General features: G+C 69.6%; 12 protein-coding genes. 9 read left to right on the top strand and 3 right to left on the bottom strand.

The genetic code is table 11. The features are described from left to right. Positions 1-900: 900 nt before the first annotated feature. On the top strand, positions 901-1,374 hold the full coding sequence (locus ACWD26_RS36710) for a hypothetical protein (protein WP_451276797.1): 474 nt from the start codon (positions 901-903) through the stop codon (positions 1,372-1,374). 237 nt (positions 1,375-1,611) lie between these two features. Here the strand turns inward: ACWD26_RS36710 and ACWD26_RS36705 are convergent, their stop codons facing one another. Continuing rightward, positions 1,612-2,274: a formylglycine-generating enzyme family protein gene (locus ACWD26_RS36705; protein ID WP_451276795.1), complete on the bottom strand. Its 663-nt coding sequence runs from the start codon at positions 2,272-2,274 to the stop codon at positions 1,612-1,614. Positions 2,275-2,615: 341 nt separating this feature from the next. On the opposite strand from ACWD26_RS36705, the gene ACWD26_RS36700 reads away from it, so the two are divergent. Next, positions 2,616-3,167 (top strand): YcxB family protein, encoded by a 552-nt coding sequence (locus tag ACWD26_RS36700; RefSeq protein ID WP_451276793.1) that lies wholly within the window; start codon positions 2,616-2,618, stop codon positions 3,165-3,167. Positions 3,168-3,522: 355 nt separating this feature from the next. Further along, positions 3,523-4,050 carry a GNAT family N-acetyltransferase gene (locus ACWD26_RS36695; RefSeq protein ID WP_451276791.1) on the top strand — a complete coding sequence of 176 codons (528 nt, stop codon included), beginning with the start codon at positions 3,523-3,525 and terminating at the stop codon, positions 4,048-4,050. 95 nt (positions 4,051-4,145) lie between these two features. Here ACWD26_RS36695 and ACWD26_RS36690 read toward each other — a convergent pair whose 3' ends face one another. Next, positions 4,146-5,069, bottom strand: a complete 924-nt coding sequence (locus tag ACWD26_RS36690) for a hypothetical protein (protein ID WP_451276789.1) — start codon at positions 5,067-5,069, stop codon at positions 4,146-4,148. Positions 5,070-5,415: 346 nt separating this feature from the next. Further along, a complete protein-coding gene (locus tag ACWD26_RS36685; RefSeq protein ID WP_451276787.1) occupies positions 5,416-7,503 on the bottom strand; it encodes an RICIN domain-containing protein in 2,088 nt (695 codons plus the stop codon). A gap of 394 nt (positions 7,504-7,897) precedes the next feature. Between ACWD26_RS36685 and ACWD26_RS36680 the strand changes: the two genes are divergently transcribed. From ACWD26_RS36680 to ACWD26_RS36655, 6 genes are all read left to right on the top strand, one after another. Then, positions 7,898-8,974, top strand: a complete 1,077-nt coding sequence (locus tag ACWD26_RS36680) for a LacI family DNA-binding transcriptional regulator (protein WP_451276786.1) — start codon at positions 7,898-7,900, stop codon at positions 8,972-8,974. Between the two features lie 56 nt (positions 8,975-9,030). Beyond that, a complete protein-coding gene (locus ACWD26_RS36675) occupies positions 9,031-10,041 on the top strand; it encodes a BtrH N-terminal domain-containing protein (RefSeq protein WP_451276784.1) in 1,011 nt (336 codons plus the stop codon). Between the two features lie 43 nt (positions 10,042-10,084). Beyond that, on the top strand, positions 10,085-11,398 hold the full coding sequence (locus ACWD26_RS36670; protein WP_451276782.1) for a sensor histidine kinase: 1,314 nt from the start codon (positions 10,085-10,087) through the stop codon (positions 11,396-11,398). After that, on the top strand, positions 11,395-12,141 hold the full coding sequence (locus ACWD26_RS36665) for a response regulator (protein ID WP_451276780.1): 747 nt from the start codon (positions 11,395-11,397) through the stop codon (positions 12,139-12,141). The genes ACWD26_RS36670 and ACWD26_RS36665 overlap by 4 nt, the downstream gene beginning before the upstream one ends. Positions 12,142-12,273: 132 nt before the next feature. Further along, positions 12,274-13,479 (top strand): serine hydrolase domain-containing protein, encoded by a 1,206-nt coding sequence (locus ACWD26_RS36660; RefSeq protein WP_451276778.1) that lies wholly within the window; start codon positions 12,274-12,276, stop codon positions 13,477-13,479. A 119-nt stretch (positions 13,480-13,598) separates the two neighbouring features. Further along, positions 13,599-14,657, top strand: coding sequence for a Rieske 2Fe-2S domain-containing protein (locus ACWD26_RS36655; protein WP_451276776.1), 1,059 nt, complete (start codon positions 13,599-13,601; stop codon positions 14,655-14,657). Positions 14,658-14,675: the final 18 nt, after the last annotated feature.

Raw genomic sequence — 14,675 nt, 5'->3', positions numbered from 1 at the left:
GGGTCAAGGTCTGGAACGAAGACCCCAAGCCGTTCATCTGGACCAAGACAGCCGAAGAAATCCTCGACTCCCTCGCCCGCCTCTGCCGACGGATCTCTGGCGCAGGACACTAGCTGCGTGACAACGCCGACGGACAGCGGCAGACGTGCACGCACACCTGTGGACTATCGCAGCAGGTGACAGGCACACCAGCACAAGGCCGAGCCCTCGTCCAATTTGCTTCGGGACGAAGAGGTCATCGAGCAAGGAGCCGCCCATGCGCTTCCGCCGTCGAGACCTGCTCCGGTCGACGTCCGACAGCGCGGCTCAGGCCGGCGGGGGTGCGACGAGGCACACGCGCGCGTGATCGGTTGCCGTACCCGCCATCGTGGCGGATTGTCGTCGGCTGCGGCTCAGACGGCTCAGACGGCTCACACGATGGCTACGCCCCCTGGACACCCCGCCTCAGAAGTTCATCATCGACAGCACGAAGCCGCTGCCTCCACTCCCGCCCAGCCTTGGGACTGCGCCCCATGCCACGCGCCACTGCACCCTCAGCTCTCTGAGCGGCGAAGGCCCGACGCTCTCTCAGTTGCTCGACAGAGAGGCCGACCAGATCAGCGTACCAGTTGTCGTAAAGCTTCCAACGACTCATAGACCCAGCGTGCCGACCGCCACGACCCGCCGCACACCAATTTCGGACACCCACGACGGCCCGTCGCCCGACCGCACCACAAGCGCACCAGATCGAGCGGGGAACAGCGGGGAATCACGGGGAAGACAGCCCAGCCCGAAGACGCCATGGCTCGACCGTTCGCCCAGGTCAGCTACCGAACCAACCTCAAGTGCTCGCAGCTTCCCAAGCTGAGGGCTCGGCCGCACGGCGCCTGAGTCCATAGAGTCACCCCGGAGGAGGGGGAGATGTCGTCTCTAGCGATCACATGGGCGTTGGGCAGTCACGGCTGGGCCTGCGTCAAGGTTGCTGATGATCATGGTGAGGCAGAGGTTATTGCTTCTTACATCACTGACGCGCCCGAGGAATTCCTTTACGCCGTTGCCCGGCTCGTCCTCGGTGACGAGGACACACGCGCCGAGTTGGAGGGAGAGCCACAGGTGTACCGGTGGTTCTTCCACAGAGACGGATCTGTGGTCGATGTCCGCCTGGTCCTGGCCGACGACGCCCAGGCTCCGGACAGCTCAGGGCTGGTTCTCTGGTCAGGCCGCCACGCCGTCACGGCACTCGCACGGTCCGCCGTCCGGGCCTTCGACCGGATCGACTACGAGCAGGGCGAAGAAGCCTACGAGTCCCAATGGGGCCGGCCGTTTCCCCGAACCGAACTCGAAGCTCTGCGAACCGCAATGCGGTCGCGTCAGAGAGCCACATCAACCAACTGAACCGCCTCCAAGGTGGGTCGGTGGCCAATGACGACCACTAGGCGCACGAGCCCACCGCCCCTGACCAGCAAAAACCCAGCTCACCAAGATCCCCCGCAAGACCCAGGGCAAGAAGAAGTAAGCCCGCACCCACAGGCCCCCTGTCCGCAGTTCTCCCACCGGTAGGTGACCTCTCGCCGTACCGGAGTTCCCAGGGCCCGCACCCTGTCTACGTGTTGCCTCTGTGCTCGGCATGTCCTAACTGGTTGGCACGGGTGCTACCGGACGGACCGCGGTGAAGTCTTGGAACTCATCGCGAGTGGCGGAGAGCAACAACAGCCACTCGTCGCAGCCCTGCCAGGGAGAGAGGTCGCCGGCGCCTCCGCGCACCACCCGCGGTCCGTCCCCCGTGCGGGGGCGTGCATCCACCGGTGCGTCCGTGAAATGCGGGATCCATACATCAGCGCAGATTTCGTTTGCCGACCCCATCCCCGCCAGTCCAAAGGCATTCTCAGCCGCAGCAGTGCGCTCCTCGTCGGCGAAGTCGTCGAGCACCTGGTCCTCGTCCGGCTTCGCATCTCCGCGGAAGGTCAAAGTGGTCGTGCCCGCTCGGGCCGCGTACTCCCACTCCGCCTCGCTCGGCAGCCGGAACGGCAACGCCTCCAGCAGGTCGTCCAGGTCGTCCTCCAACCGGGCTGTGCTCGAAGCCGAGTCGGCGAAGCTGTCCTCGTACTCGGGCAGCCAGTGACGTACTTGCGCCACCGTGAGCGGATGCCGGGCGATCAGGAATGGCTCGACCCGTACTTCTCGCACCGGCCGGGCTTCAACAGCACCGGCGAAGAACCCTTCGAGGTCGTCTTCGGCGCCCTGCGCCCGATCGATGGCACGAACCGCGTCCAGTTCCGCGTCGGACAAGCCCATCCGGAACGTCCCTTGGGGAACGACCCGGAAGATCACTCCGGAAGGGATGTGCCGCCAAGCCGGTCGACCGGCCACGATCTCTTGAGCCCACATGGTGCCGGACGCTAGCAGCCGGGCATCCCTGACGGCGCCCGGGAAGGGAGTGTGGTCAGCTGATCACCTCCGACGGCACCTGCGAGGGCGGGTCAGCCATCAATGCAGGTCAGCGCCCGATTCAGCCTCGAATGATCGCAGCTTCCCAAGCTGAGGGCCCAATTGTGCCCGGCGCTAGCCAAGCGCACGGTGGGCCTTGGCTGAGCTGGTCGGATCCGCCTCACAGCTCCTCGCTACGATCCCTGCCCATGGACAGCAAGGGCGGGGATCCCTCACATCAGAACAGCGACTTCGGTACGGCCGTGGCGTTCGTCTACCGGCCGACGGCAGCGGACTTCGAAGAGGCGCTCCGTGCACGAGCTCGTCGGTCACCGTCGGGGCGGGCCCAGGCACTCATGGCGCCGCTCGTGGCGGCCATCGCCGTGAGCGTCTTCTCGGTTCTCCAGGATGCCCCACTGCCCGTGTGGATCATCTCGCTGGTACTCACCGTGCCGATCACACTCTGGGCCACTGTGCGAGGGCTGCGCACCATGGCCCGCCGCATGTTCAGCATCGTGCAGCCGTACGGGCAGTGCCGCATGGTGGCCAACGACCACGGCGCGGTCAGCACCGGCGAGCGGGCGTCCTTCACCGTGGACTGGACGGTGTTCCGGGAGTATCTGGAGACGCCCGGGCTCTTCGTGCTGCTGAGTGGCGACCGCGCGGCCGGAGTCGCCGTCCTGCCCAAACGGGGCGCTCATGACCCTGCGGACGTTGACCGGCTCCGGGCGATCCTGGACCGGAACCTGAAGCGGCTCTAGTAGGGAAGGTCTGTGAGCCCGCACGGGAGGTATTTCCGGCTGGGGACCGTCTCAGTTTCCGTCCCATTCAGCTGCGTTCACAGCCGTTCAACGGAGATCACTAGCCGACTCACGTTGGCGATCAACCTTGGATGAACCGAGGTGAACGGCCCCGCACCCAGCCCACCACCCCACCAACACAGTTGGAAACGTGCACCACTCCGCTCTGCGGCAGCCACGCCCTGGGCGCGATTCCCCAACTGAGCGCGGTGTTGGTACTCCAGCCGTAGAGCGTATGTGCCCTGGTCTCGGGGCTGTCTGCCGCCGGTGAGGAAACTCAGGTGGCCACGGCGCGCCATCCGGGTAGGGTCGGGCGATGCCCGAGCTGAAGCGGCTGCATGCCGGTCACGCCCCGGCGGTCCTGGCCTTCGAGCTGGCGAACCGCGCCTACTTCGCTGCCTCGGTTCCCGACCGCGGGGACGAGTTCTTCGACCAGTTCACCGACCGGTACAACGCCTTGCTGGCTGAGCAGGAGGCCGGCGTCTGCGCCTTTCACGTACTCGTCGCCGAGGACGGCTCGATACTCGGCAGGTTCAACCTGATGGACATCGAAGACCACACCGCGGAACTCGGCTACCGGGTCGCGCAGCATGTCGCCGGCCGTGGCGTGGCGACCGCGACCGTCCGGGAGCTGTGCCGGCTGGCGGCGGCCCGGCACGGACTGCGCACACTGCGGGCGGCCACCGCCCGCCGGAATGCCGCGTCCCAGAAGGTGTTGACCAAAGCCGGGTTCGTCCCTGTCGGCCCGGCAGACCCGGCCCACCTGTGCGGTGAGCCAGGCACCTGGTATCAGCGTGACCTGGTGCTCCAGCCGGACAGTGCGACCTTGCCGGGGGCCGGCTGAGGGACGGGGGCGGCCACCGCTGATCAAGGACCGGAGGGCGGCCCCCGCGCCGCGCTGGAAAGGCCGCCACGTCAGGACGGCTCCACGACGCCGCTTCAGACGCCGTCCTTGTGGCCGTTCGCGACGATCAGCTGTTCCATGCCCTTGTGCGCGCGGGTTGCCTCGGTGTTGCTCTCGTCGTGGAACAACCTGAGGTACTGGAAGAGGACGCTCACACATATGTCCCGCCCCTCGTACGCCGCGTTGTCGACGAGTCGGTAGTCCCTCGTGATCTCTTTCATCTGCCCGTCGGGAGTGGTGTACAACGGGTGCCAGATCAGCTTCACGTCCGGGTTCAGCCGCTGGACCAGCCGTAGCTGGGGGATCTCCTGCGAGATGAGGACGCTCTCCGGTCCGTAGGCCCGCATGAAGACATGCACGGGGCCGCTCGCGCGGGCGACGAAGGCCTTGGACAGGACGTTCCACATCGGCGTCTTCAGCATCCAGTCCGGATGCAGCTCCAGGACGTTGAGCACGCTGCCGATCCGGGTCCGCTCCAGCGGTGTGTGGCCCTTCCCGTACGCGTAGTCGCTGAGCTCGATGCCGCCCGACCACAGGGCCATGGTGGGCGTCTTGATCTCCAGATGCTCGGTCATGAGCTTGACGAACTCCTGGTACCACGTGTTCGACGCACGGAGATCCCGCTGCTCCTGGCGGACGTTCGTCTTCGCCATGGCCTCGTCGTTCAGCGTGCCCTGCGAGTCGACCCCGCCGAGCAGCAGTTGCCAGGCGGCATCGGCCTGGGCTTGGGGGATGCCCGCGGCCTTCGTCAGCTCCTGGTACGGCCCCCACTCGGGGTGCTCCGTGGGCCTCGTGGCGTATTGCTCGTTCAGGTCGCCGGTACGGCGCTGCAGCCAGCGCGTCACCGCCGCGTTCCCCGCGCGCTGCTGAAGCGCGACCAGGCCCGTGGGGCGTGCTCCGTGACCGGCGGCGGCCTGCGCCGTCGTCCGCCGCTCCACGGCTCGCTGTGTCTCGCGCACGCCCGCTCCGTCCGTCCGGTCGTTCCCGCCGAGCCTAGGGTCGCCGGGAACGACCGAACGAGGAACGAAAGGGCACACCTGGGGGCACGCTCAGCCCCCGGCGCCGTGCGCATCGCGCGGTGGCAGTACGCCTCCGGCCGGCCACCGCGGCCGCGCATCCGGCCCGGTGTGGGCGACAGGCTCGCAGCTTCCGAAGCTGGGGGGGGTGTGGGGGTGAGGAACGCTGCGCAAGAGAACCCCCAGGCCGTTGGCCCGGGGGTTCTCTGTGGGTCGTGGACCCAGTTCTCTGTTGATGTGGTGCAGGGCTACCAGCCGGCCGGCTGCTCGCCCCCGCGGGCTGCCGCCGTTACGAAGCGTCGGCTTCCTTCGTAGCCGCAGCCGCCGGCGTGACATCCGTCAGCTTCCAGCGCTGGTTCGTGCCCGAGTTCGGGGTCCAGAGGCCCACGCCCGCGCCGTCGTTGGTGGACTGACCGTAGACGTCGGGGAGTTGGCCGGTGGCCGCGTTGACCAGGGTCCACGTGCTGTCGCCCGTCGAGGACAGGATCCACTGGGCCGCCTCGTCGCGGCGGCCCGTGTCCGCCTCCGCCACCAGGGAGCCGTCGCGGATGGCCAGGCGCTTGTCCGAGGCCGTCTCCGTCAGGGCGTAGCGCGTGCGGTTGTCGACCTTGCCGTGGCCGATGCGGTCCAGCTGCCACTGCTGGCCGCTGTCGGCCGTCGCGTTCGGGGTCTTGATGACCAGGCTCTTGCCGTCAGCCGCGACGGACAGGTTCTTGCTGCTCTGGACGCCCGTCAGGGTGTACGTGTGGTTGTCCTGGAGTTCGGCCCGCGAGGCGGCCACGCCCGAGACTCCCTTGACCAGGAACGACGTCACCGACTGGGCCGGGACCGTGATCGTGGCCTGCTTGCCGGTGACCTTCACCGGCTTCTGGCGGATCAGCTTGCCCGCCGCGTCCGTGACCACCGGGGTGACCGTCGCGTTCTTCGCGACCTTGCCGAACTTCGACAGGTCCACCGTCACCGCGCGGGACTCCGTCGTGCTGTTGACGTGGACGACCGTCGCCTTGTCGCCCTTCTTCGCCACCGCGGCCGTGCTCGACTCGTCGTTGGTCTTGATCAGGCGGTCGCCCGGCTTGATGTAGTGCGTGAAGTTACGGGCCGTGTCGAACTTGGTGTTCGTGTAGATGGGGCACGTTTCGAGGGTGTCCGAGGCCTTGCAGGCGAAGGAGAGCTGGATCGAGCCCCAGTTGCCGCCCTTGGCGGACTCGCCGCCCGGCTTCATGTTGTCGTAGTCCTCGACCGGCTGCCAGAAGACCCAGGCCTGGGGCTCCAGTTCGCGCAGGTCGTCGACGATCCGCTGGGCGAGGCCCAGGCCGGGGCGCATGTCGGTGAAGCTCTGGCCGTCGCCCCAGTCGCCCTCGACCTCGCTCATCCACAGCGGCTTGTCGGCGGCCTTGGCGAGGTCGCGAACCGTGGTGCGCTGGCTGGTGCCGTAGGTGTGGACGTTCATCTGGTCGACGAGGTCGCGGACCTCCTGGGGGTAGGAGTTCCAGTTCGTCGCGAAGGTGCCCGGGTTCGTCTCGTCCATCGCGGAGATCTCCGCGTGGGTGCGGGAGTCGTCCAGGACCGGGCCGAGCGCCTTGATGACCTTCTGCTGGAGCTCGGGGCCCATGTGGGCGCCCTCCTGGCGGCCCCCGGTCGGCTGGCCGTCGGCGCCGAGCTTGGTGCCCCAGTAGTTGGTGTTCGGCTCGTTGAACGGGTCGAGGGTGTCGACCTTGATGCCGTGCGCCTTCTCCAAGCGCTCGGTGGCGCCGACCAGGTACTTGGCGAAGTCCTCGACCGACTCCTCCTTCAACTGGTCCTTCGAGGAGTCGAAGCCGCCCGAGACGTAGCCGCTCTCCGTCATGAACCACGGCGGGGAGTTGCTGAAGGTCTCCCAGTGCGTGATGTCCTTCTTGATGCGGTCGACCCACCAGCGCTGGGTGGCGTCGGCGTTCTTGTTCCAGTCGTTCTTGTCGTCGGCGCTCCACCAGTCGACATCCTCGCGGGTGGTGCCCGCCGGGGCCTTCCACCAGCCCTCCACCGCGCCGCCCGCGCGCAGGTAGTCCTTGACGTCGGGGGCGTTGCCGCCGCCGATGTTGTAGCGGGCGATGTTGAGGTTGAGGCCGTCCTCGCCGAAGAGGAGCTTGGCGAGCTTCTCGCGTATCGCGGGCGGGTAGTCGCCGGTGGCGTTGGCGAACCAGACCAGGCTGGTGCCCCAGCCCTCGAAGCTCTGGCCCTTGTAGGAGGGGTCGGGGCTGACCGTCACGGACGCGGCGGCGGCCGAGGTGTCGGCGTGCGCCATCGGCAGGGAGGTCGTGGCCAGGGCCGTGCCGGTGGCCAGGGCCGTGATGCCGATGGCTCCGAGGAGCCGTCTCGTACGGGTGCGGTGTGCCATTCGAGTACTCCAACTCTTCCGTGTGTCGCGTCCCTGCGAGACACGGAGATCGGGGTGGGGCCCGGGGCCCGCGTCGTGCGGTTCGGTGCGAGGTCTTCTGGATCTTCTTGCTGCGGTCGGTGCGAGATCTTCTGCTTGCGATCCGGTGCGCGATCTTCTTGCTGCGGTTCGGCGCGCGATTCTTTGTTGCGGTTCAGTGCGGTCTCGTATGGTTTGTCTCAGTGAATGTTTACGTAAACATCCACTGAGCCGGATGTCTACACTGTCCGAATCTCGGCGGTCAAGGATTCGTCAAAGATCAACAAGTGGTTACCGAAGGGTCGGGGGAGACCAGATGGACACAACCGACGGTCGTACGAGGAGACGTGCCGGCCGTCCCCGGCAAGGGCCCTCCATGGGCGACGTCGCACGGCTCGCCGGGGTGTCCTCCCAGACCGTCTCCCGCGTGTCCAACGGGTTCCCCGGGGTCAACGAGGGCACCCGGCGGCAGGTGCTCGACGCGATGCGGGAGCTGGGATACCGGCCCAACAGCGCCGCTCGGGCGCTGCGGCGCGGGGAGTTCCGCACGCTCGGCGTGATCACCTTCTCCCTCTCCACCCTCGGGAACATCCGCACCCTCGACGCGATCGCCACGTCCGCCGCGCGCGAGGGGTACGCCGTCACGTTGCTGCCCGTCGCCGTTCCGACGCAGGACGAGGTGAACGGGGCGTTCTCGCGGCTGGGGGAGCTGGCCGTGGACGCCGTCATCGTGATCATGGAGGTCCATCTGCTCGACGCCGCGACCGTGTCGCTGCCGCCCGGGGTGCAGGTCGTCGTGGCCGACTCCGACGCCGGTGACCGGTACACCGTCGTCGACACCGACCAGGCGGGCGGCGCGCGGGACGCCGTACGGCATCTGCTGGAGCTCGGGCACGAGACGGTGTGGCATCTGGCCGGGCCCGAGGACTCGTTCGCGGCGCAGCGGCGGGCGAACGCGTGGCGCGCCACGCTCGCCGAGGCGGGCGGTGCGGGCGGCGCGGGCGGCGCGGGCGGCGCGGGCGGCCGGGAGGCGCCGCCTCTCGTGCGCGGTGACTGGTCGGCCGAGTCCGGGTATCGGGCGGGGCTGCGGATCGCCGAGGAGGCGGACTGTACGGCGGTCTTCGTCGCCAACGACCAGATGGCGCTCGGGTTGTTGCGGGCTCTGCATGAGCGCGGGCGCCGGGTTCCCGAGGACGTCAGCGTCGTCGGGTTCGACGACATCCCCGAGGCCGCGTCCTTCCTGCCGCCCCTCACGACCGTCCATCAGGATTTCGCGGAGGTGGGGCGGTTGTGCGTGGAGGGGGTGCTCAGCAAGATGCGGGAGGGCGGGGGCGCGTACGGCGAGCAGGGTGCGTACGGCGGGCTTGGCGCATACGGCGAGCATGGGACCACGCTTGTGCCTACGCGGCTCGTCCTGCGGCGGAGTACGGCACCGCCGCCCGAGCGCGCCTAGCCTGTGGAGGCCGGCGAGCCTGTGGAGGCCGGCGACCTGTCGAGGGGGAGCGTGACATGACCACGGTGGACGGCATCGAGGTTCGCGGTACGCGGCACTGCGAGACCACGGCGTTGGGGGTGTTGCTGCGGCACCAAGGGCTCGATCTGTCCGAGGCCATGCTCTTCGGGCTCGGTTCCGGGCTGTCCTTCATCTACTGGGACAGCAAGAGCATGGACTTCCCGTTTCTCGGCGGGCGGGTCAAGCCCTTCGAACTGACCCGGAACCTGGCCGCCCGGCTGGGCGTGGAACTCACGGTCAAGGAGACCGGTTCACCCCGCAGGGCCTGGGAGAACGTGACCGCCTCCATCGACGCCGGCCGCCCCGTGGGGCTGCAGCTCGACAGCTACCACCTCGACTACTTCACCTCGAAGGTGCACTTCGGCGGCCATGTCGTCGCCATGTACGGCTACGACGACCACGTCGCCCACCTGGTCGACACCGACCAGCAGGGCGGAGCGGTGACCACCAGCCTGGCGAGCCTCGCCGAGGCCAGGGCCGCGCGCGGGCCGATGAGCGCCAAGCACCGCTCCTTCACCGTCACCGTCCCGCCGGGGAGCCCGGTGCCCTCCCCCGAGGGCCGGATCGTTCCCGCTGTCGTTCCCGCCATCACCGCCTGCGCCGACGCCTTCCTCAACCCGCCCATCGCCAACCTGGGCCACCGGGGCATCGAGAAGGCCGGGAAGCTCGTACGCACCTGGCTGCGGCGCACCGACGATCCGCAGCGGGACCTGCCGCAGGCCGCCCTTCTGATGGAGAAGGCCGGCACCGGCGGCGCCCTCTTCCGCAACCTCTACCGCGACTTCCTCGCCGAGTCCACCGAACTGATCGACAGCGACCGCCTGCGCACCGGCCGGCGGCTGTACGCGGAGGCGGCCACCCTGTGGACGGAGGTGGCGGCGCTCGTCGAGAAGGCCGGTGTGTCGGGGGACGAACGGTGCCTCCAGCAGGCCGGGGCGGTCCTCAGCGAGCTCGCGCGCGTCGAGCGCGAGGCGATGCTGGAGCTGAGCCGGCTGGAGGGGCGCTGAGCACCGGTGTACGGCGCTCCGGCGCGCATTACGGTGAGGCACCGTGAGGGACTTACGGGGTGCGCGGGGTGCGCAGGGCGTGCGGAGCGCGCGGGGCTGGTGGGAGCGGGGGCGGGCGCTCGGGGACGGGCATCCGTGGGTGGTGGATGTCGGGGTCGCGCTGCTGGTGCAGGGGGCGATGACGATGCCGTTCGTGGTGCCGCGGGCGGCCGGGCTGGCGCCGGCGACCTGGGCGGCGTACGGGCTGACGACGCTCACGGTGGTGCCGCTGGTGTGGCGGCGGCGGGCTCCCCTCGCCGTACTGCTGGCGATCCTGGTGACCAGCATGATCTACAAGCTGACGCTGGACGGGCCCGGGCAGCCGCTGCCGTACAACGGCCTTGTCATCGTCTACACGATCGCCGCGCTGTCGCCGCCGTGGAAGCGGCTGGTCACCGGGCTGTTGGTGCTGGTCGCCGTGCCGGTGGGGGTGTGGCTCAACAGCCGGAGCGCGCGTGAACTGACCTTCTCCGCCTTCGTGTTCGCGGCGGCGTACGTCTTCGGGCGGCTCACCGATGCCCGTCAGCGGGCCAACCGCGTCGAGGCCGAGCAGGCCGCCGCGCGGGAACGGGCCCGGATCGCGCGGGAGATGCACGACATCCTCTCCCACGCCGTGAGCCTGATGATCGTGCAGGCGGAGGCCGGGCCGGTGGCCGTGCGGACGGCTCCGGAACGGGCGGAGGCCGCGTTCGACGCGATCTCCGAGACCGGGCGGGATGCGATGGTCCAGCTGCGGCGGATGCTGGGCGTCCTGCGGGAGGAGAACGACGCTCACGCGGGGGCCAAGGAGTACGCGGTGGCCAAGGAGCACATGGGGGCCAAAGAGTACGCGGGGGCTGAGGGATGCCCGGAGGCTGAGGGATACGCGCCCGGGCTCGCGCCGCGTGCGCCGCAGCCGGGGGTCGGGGAGCTGCCCGCGCTGCTCGACCGTGTGCGGGGCAGTGGGCTGGAGGTCGGGTACGAGGTGGCGGGGCGGGAGCGGGAGCTGCCGGGGGCGGTCGGGGCGAGCGTCTTCCGGATCGTTCAGGAGGCGCTGACGAACACGGTCCGGCATGCGGACGCCCGCACCGCCTCCGTTCAACTCACCTATGGGGACAGTGACTTGTGTGTACGGGTGATCGATGACGGGCGGGGCCCGCAGGCCGGGTACGGCGGAGGTGGGCATGGGCTCGTGGGGGTACGGGAGCGGGCGGCCGCGCACGGCGGTACGGCGGAGATCGGGGCGGCGGGGCCGGGTGGGCGCGGGTTCGAGGTGCGGGTGCGCATACCGGTGGAGTCCCCTGCGGACAGGGCATCCGTGACGGGAGTGGGACGTTGACGATCCGGGTGGTCGTGGCCGATGACCAGGAGCTGGTGCGCAGTGGCTTCGCCCTGATCCTCGACGTCCAGCCGGACATCGAGGTGGTCGCGGAGGTGGGTGACGGGGCGGAGGCGGTCGAGGCGGTGCGGCGGCACCGCGCGGACGTGGCGCTGCTCGACATCCGGATGCCTCGGACGGACGGGATCGAGGCGTGCCGGGCGATCAGCGCGCACGGTGTCTGCCGGGTGGTGATGCTGACGACCTTCGACTCCGACGAGTACGTGTACGAGGCGCTGCACGCGGGGGCCAGCGGGTTCCTGCTGAAGGACGTCCGGCGGGACGATCTCGTGCATGCCGTACGCGTGGTGGCGCGGGGCGACTCGCTGCTCGCGCCGTCCGTGGCGCGGCGGCTGGTGGAGCAGTACACCCGGCCCACCCTCGGCGCCCGGGTCCGGCGGCCCGACCCCCGGCTCGACGTGCTGACCGGGAGGGAGCGGGAGACCCTGTTGCTGCTCGCGCGGGGGCTCTCGAACGCCGAGATCGCCGCGGAGCTGGTCGTCAGCGACCACACGGTCAAGACGCATGTCGGCAACGTGCTCGCCAAGCTCGGGCTGCGGGACCGTATCCAGGCGGTGATCTGCGCGTACGAGACGGGGCTGATCTCGGCGGGGGACGTGGGGGCTGGGTGGGGGACCGGGGGGACCGGGGCCGGGCATCCCCCGCCCGGGGGACCGTACCGGCCCGGTTCCTCCCCCGCGTAGGCGAGGAACCGGTACCCCGAAGACCGCCCGCTCGGGCGATCCGTGGGAGGCCGCCGGTCAGAAGGATGGAGCCGTCGAGAGCGACCCGCGACAACCACACGACAACACCGGCTCACATCCACGGAGTTGACCATGAGGAGCACCACCCGAACGCTGCTCGCCGCAGCCCTCGTTCTGGGAGTCGCGGCGGGACCGACCGCCCTGCCGGCGACCGCGTCCACCCCAGCCGTCGCGTCCACGACAGCCCACCCTGAGGCCGACCCCGCCCCCGACCCCGGCCCCGACCTCGCCGCCGCCATGGAAGCCGCCATCGCCGGCCTGCCCTCGGCCGACGCGACGGCCGCGCTCGTGCGGGTGGGTGGCAAAGAGGGGGTGTGGCGGGGCAGTTCAGGGGTGCACGACCTGGAGAGCGGGCGGCCGGCGGATCCGAACGCCCGCTTCCGGGCCGGGTCCGTGACCAAGGTGTTCACGGCGGCCGTCGTCCTGCAACTGGCCGACGAGGGAAGAGTGGATCTCGACCGGACCGCCCGCTCGTATCTGCCGGAGCTGATCCCGGCGTCGTACGGAGGCGTCACCGTACGGCAGTTGCTCAATCACACGCACGGCATCCCGGCTCCGGACTTTCCGGGGACGACGGTCGAGGAGTGGTACGCGAACCGTTTCCGGATCCACGACCCGGTGGAGATGGTGCGGTCGGCGACGGCGAAGGAGCGGGAGTTCGCGCCGGGTGAGCGGCAGCACTACCTCAACATCGGGTACACGGTCGCCGGGCTGCTGATCGAGCGGGTGACCGGGGACTCGTACGAACGGCAGGTCGCCCGGCGGGTGCTGAAGCCGCTGGGGCTGCGGGACACGTACCTGCCGGGGACCGACCCGCGGATCACCGGTCCGCACAACCACGGCTACCAGCGGATGAGGCTGGACGACGGGACGACCGGGCTGCGGGACGTGACCGTGTGGGGGGTGACGGACGGGTGGGCGGCCGGGGACATCGTCTCGACCACGGCTGATCTGGAGCGGTTCACGAACGCGCTGTTCCGGGGACGGATCGTGCCGCGCGGGCCGGTGCTGGAAGAGATGTTCACCGTGCCGGAGGTCACCGACTTCACGACCGGCAAGCCGGCCGAGTACGCCGTCGGGCTCGCCAGGAAGGTGCTCGGCGGGCGCGAGGTGTGGGGCAAGACGGGCGGCCGCTGGGGCTACAACTCGGTCATCGCCTCCACCCGCGACGGCTCCCGCACCCTCGTCCACAGCGTCAACTCCACCGACGCCAAGGGCAGGAACATGAACAAGGTGGTCCTCGACGTCATGGTGGCGGCTTACGGCATGCCGGAGTGAGCGGCGGGCGTCGGCGTTCCCGGCCGGAGGGTCGGCGCGGCGCCCACTTACCGCCGATTACCGAGCTGACAAGGTGAGTTGGCGGCACGAGATCCACTACCGCGATTAGCATCAGCCGCATGCGATGTCGTCGGCGTCATGACAAGTTGGCCGAGCTACCGCGTGATCCGCGCGCCGACGAGTATCCGATGCCGACCGTGCCGTACGGCTGGTACGCGGTGCTGCGGAGCCGGGAGTTGCGGGCGGGGAAGGTCGTCAGCCTGCACTACTTCGGGCGGGCGCTGATCGCGTTCCGTGGGGCGGACGGGCGGGCGGCCGTGCGGGACGCGCACTGTCCACACTACGGCGCGCATCTGGGCGCCGGCGGGAAGGTCGTGGACGGAACGGTGGAGTGCCCGTTCCACGGGTGGCGGTTCGGGGCGGACGGGCGGTGCGTGCAGGCGCCGTTCGCCGTCCGCACGCCCAAGGTGTCCCTCGGCGGCTTCCCGGTGCGCGAGCACAGCGGGCTCGTCTTCGTGTACGTCGGACCGGGCGAACCCGCGTGGGAGGTGCCGGAGATCGAGGAGACGGGGTCCCGGGACTTCGCCGCGCCCATCGACGACGTCTGCCGGGCGCGTGTCCACATCCAGGAGATGCGCGAGAACATCGTCGACGAGTCGCACTTCCACTTCATTCACGGGCAGGCGGAACCGCCCGTCCAGGAGTGGCGGGAGGACGGGCCGTTCGCGGAGGCGCGGGGGGCGATCAGCCGACGGGTGTTCGGGTGGGACATCCGGAACACCTTCGACGCGTTCATGTACGGGCCGGGGGTGATGGTCGTCCGGGCCCACGGGCCGGTGCTGTCGGTGACCGCCGTCGCGCTCAGCACGCCCGTCGACGACCGCACGAGTGAGCTGCGGATGCTCTACTACCTCCGCAAACCGGCCCGACTGCCGTTCCTCACCCCCTTGTTCAAACTCGTCTTCCGCGCCGAGGCGCTGGGTGAGGTGCGCGAGGAGGTCGGGATCTGGGACCACAAGATCCACCAGCCACGGCCCGTGCTCCTGCCGCACGAGAAGGGGATCAGGGCGCTGCGGCGGTGGTACGCGCAGTTCTATCGGGTTCCGCCGGGGGAGCGTGCGGCCGAAGCCGGGGCCGAAGCGGGGGCCGAGGCCTACGGGGAGCGGGTTCGGCCGTGAGCCGACCGCTCGACAGCG

Source organism: Streptomyces sp. NPDC002787 (genome assembly GCF_053592095.1).
This window is presented reverse-complemented; position numbering and strand designations above follow the sequence as displayed.

Excerpts from the sequence above, each read along its gene's own strand:
- ACWD26_RS36695 (WP_451276791.1), top strand. The coding sequence starts at position 3,523 with ATGCCCGAGCTGAAGCGGCTGCATGCCGGTCACGCCCCGGCGGTCCTG.
- ACWD26_RS36685 (WP_451276787.1), bottom strand. The coding sequence starts at position 7,503 with ATGGCACACCGCACCCGTACGAGACGGCTCCTCGGAGCCATCGGCATC.
- ACWD26_RS36655 (WP_451276776.1), top strand. The coding sequence starts at position 13,599 with ATGCGATGTCGTCGGCGTCATGACAAGTTGGCCGAGCTACCGCGTGAT.
- ACWD26_RS36675 (WP_451276784.1), top strand. The coding sequence starts at position 9,031 with ATGACCACGGTGGACGGCATCGAGGTTCGCGGTACGCGGCACTGCGAG.
- ACWD26_RS36705 (WP_451276795.1), bottom strand. The coding sequence starts at position 2,274 with ATGGGCTTGTCCGACGCGGAACTGGACGCGGTTCGTGCCATCGATCGG.
- ACWD26_RS36680 (WP_451276786.1), top strand. The coding sequence starts at position 7,898 with ATGGGCGACGTCGCACGGCTCGCCGGGGTGTCCTCCCAGACCGTCTCC.
- ACWD26_RS36710 (WP_451276797.1), top strand. The coding sequence starts at position 901 with ATGTCGTCTCTAGCGATCACATGGGCGTTGGGCAGTCACGGCTGGGCC.
- ACWD26_RS36700 (WP_451276793.1), top strand. The coding sequence starts at position 2,616 with ATGGACAGCAAGGGCGGGGATCCCTCACATCAGAACAGCGACTTCGGT.
- ACWD26_RS36660 (WP_451276778.1), top strand. The coding sequence starts at position 12,274 with ATGAGGAGCACCACCCGAACGCTGCTCGCCGCAGCCCTCGTTCTGGGA.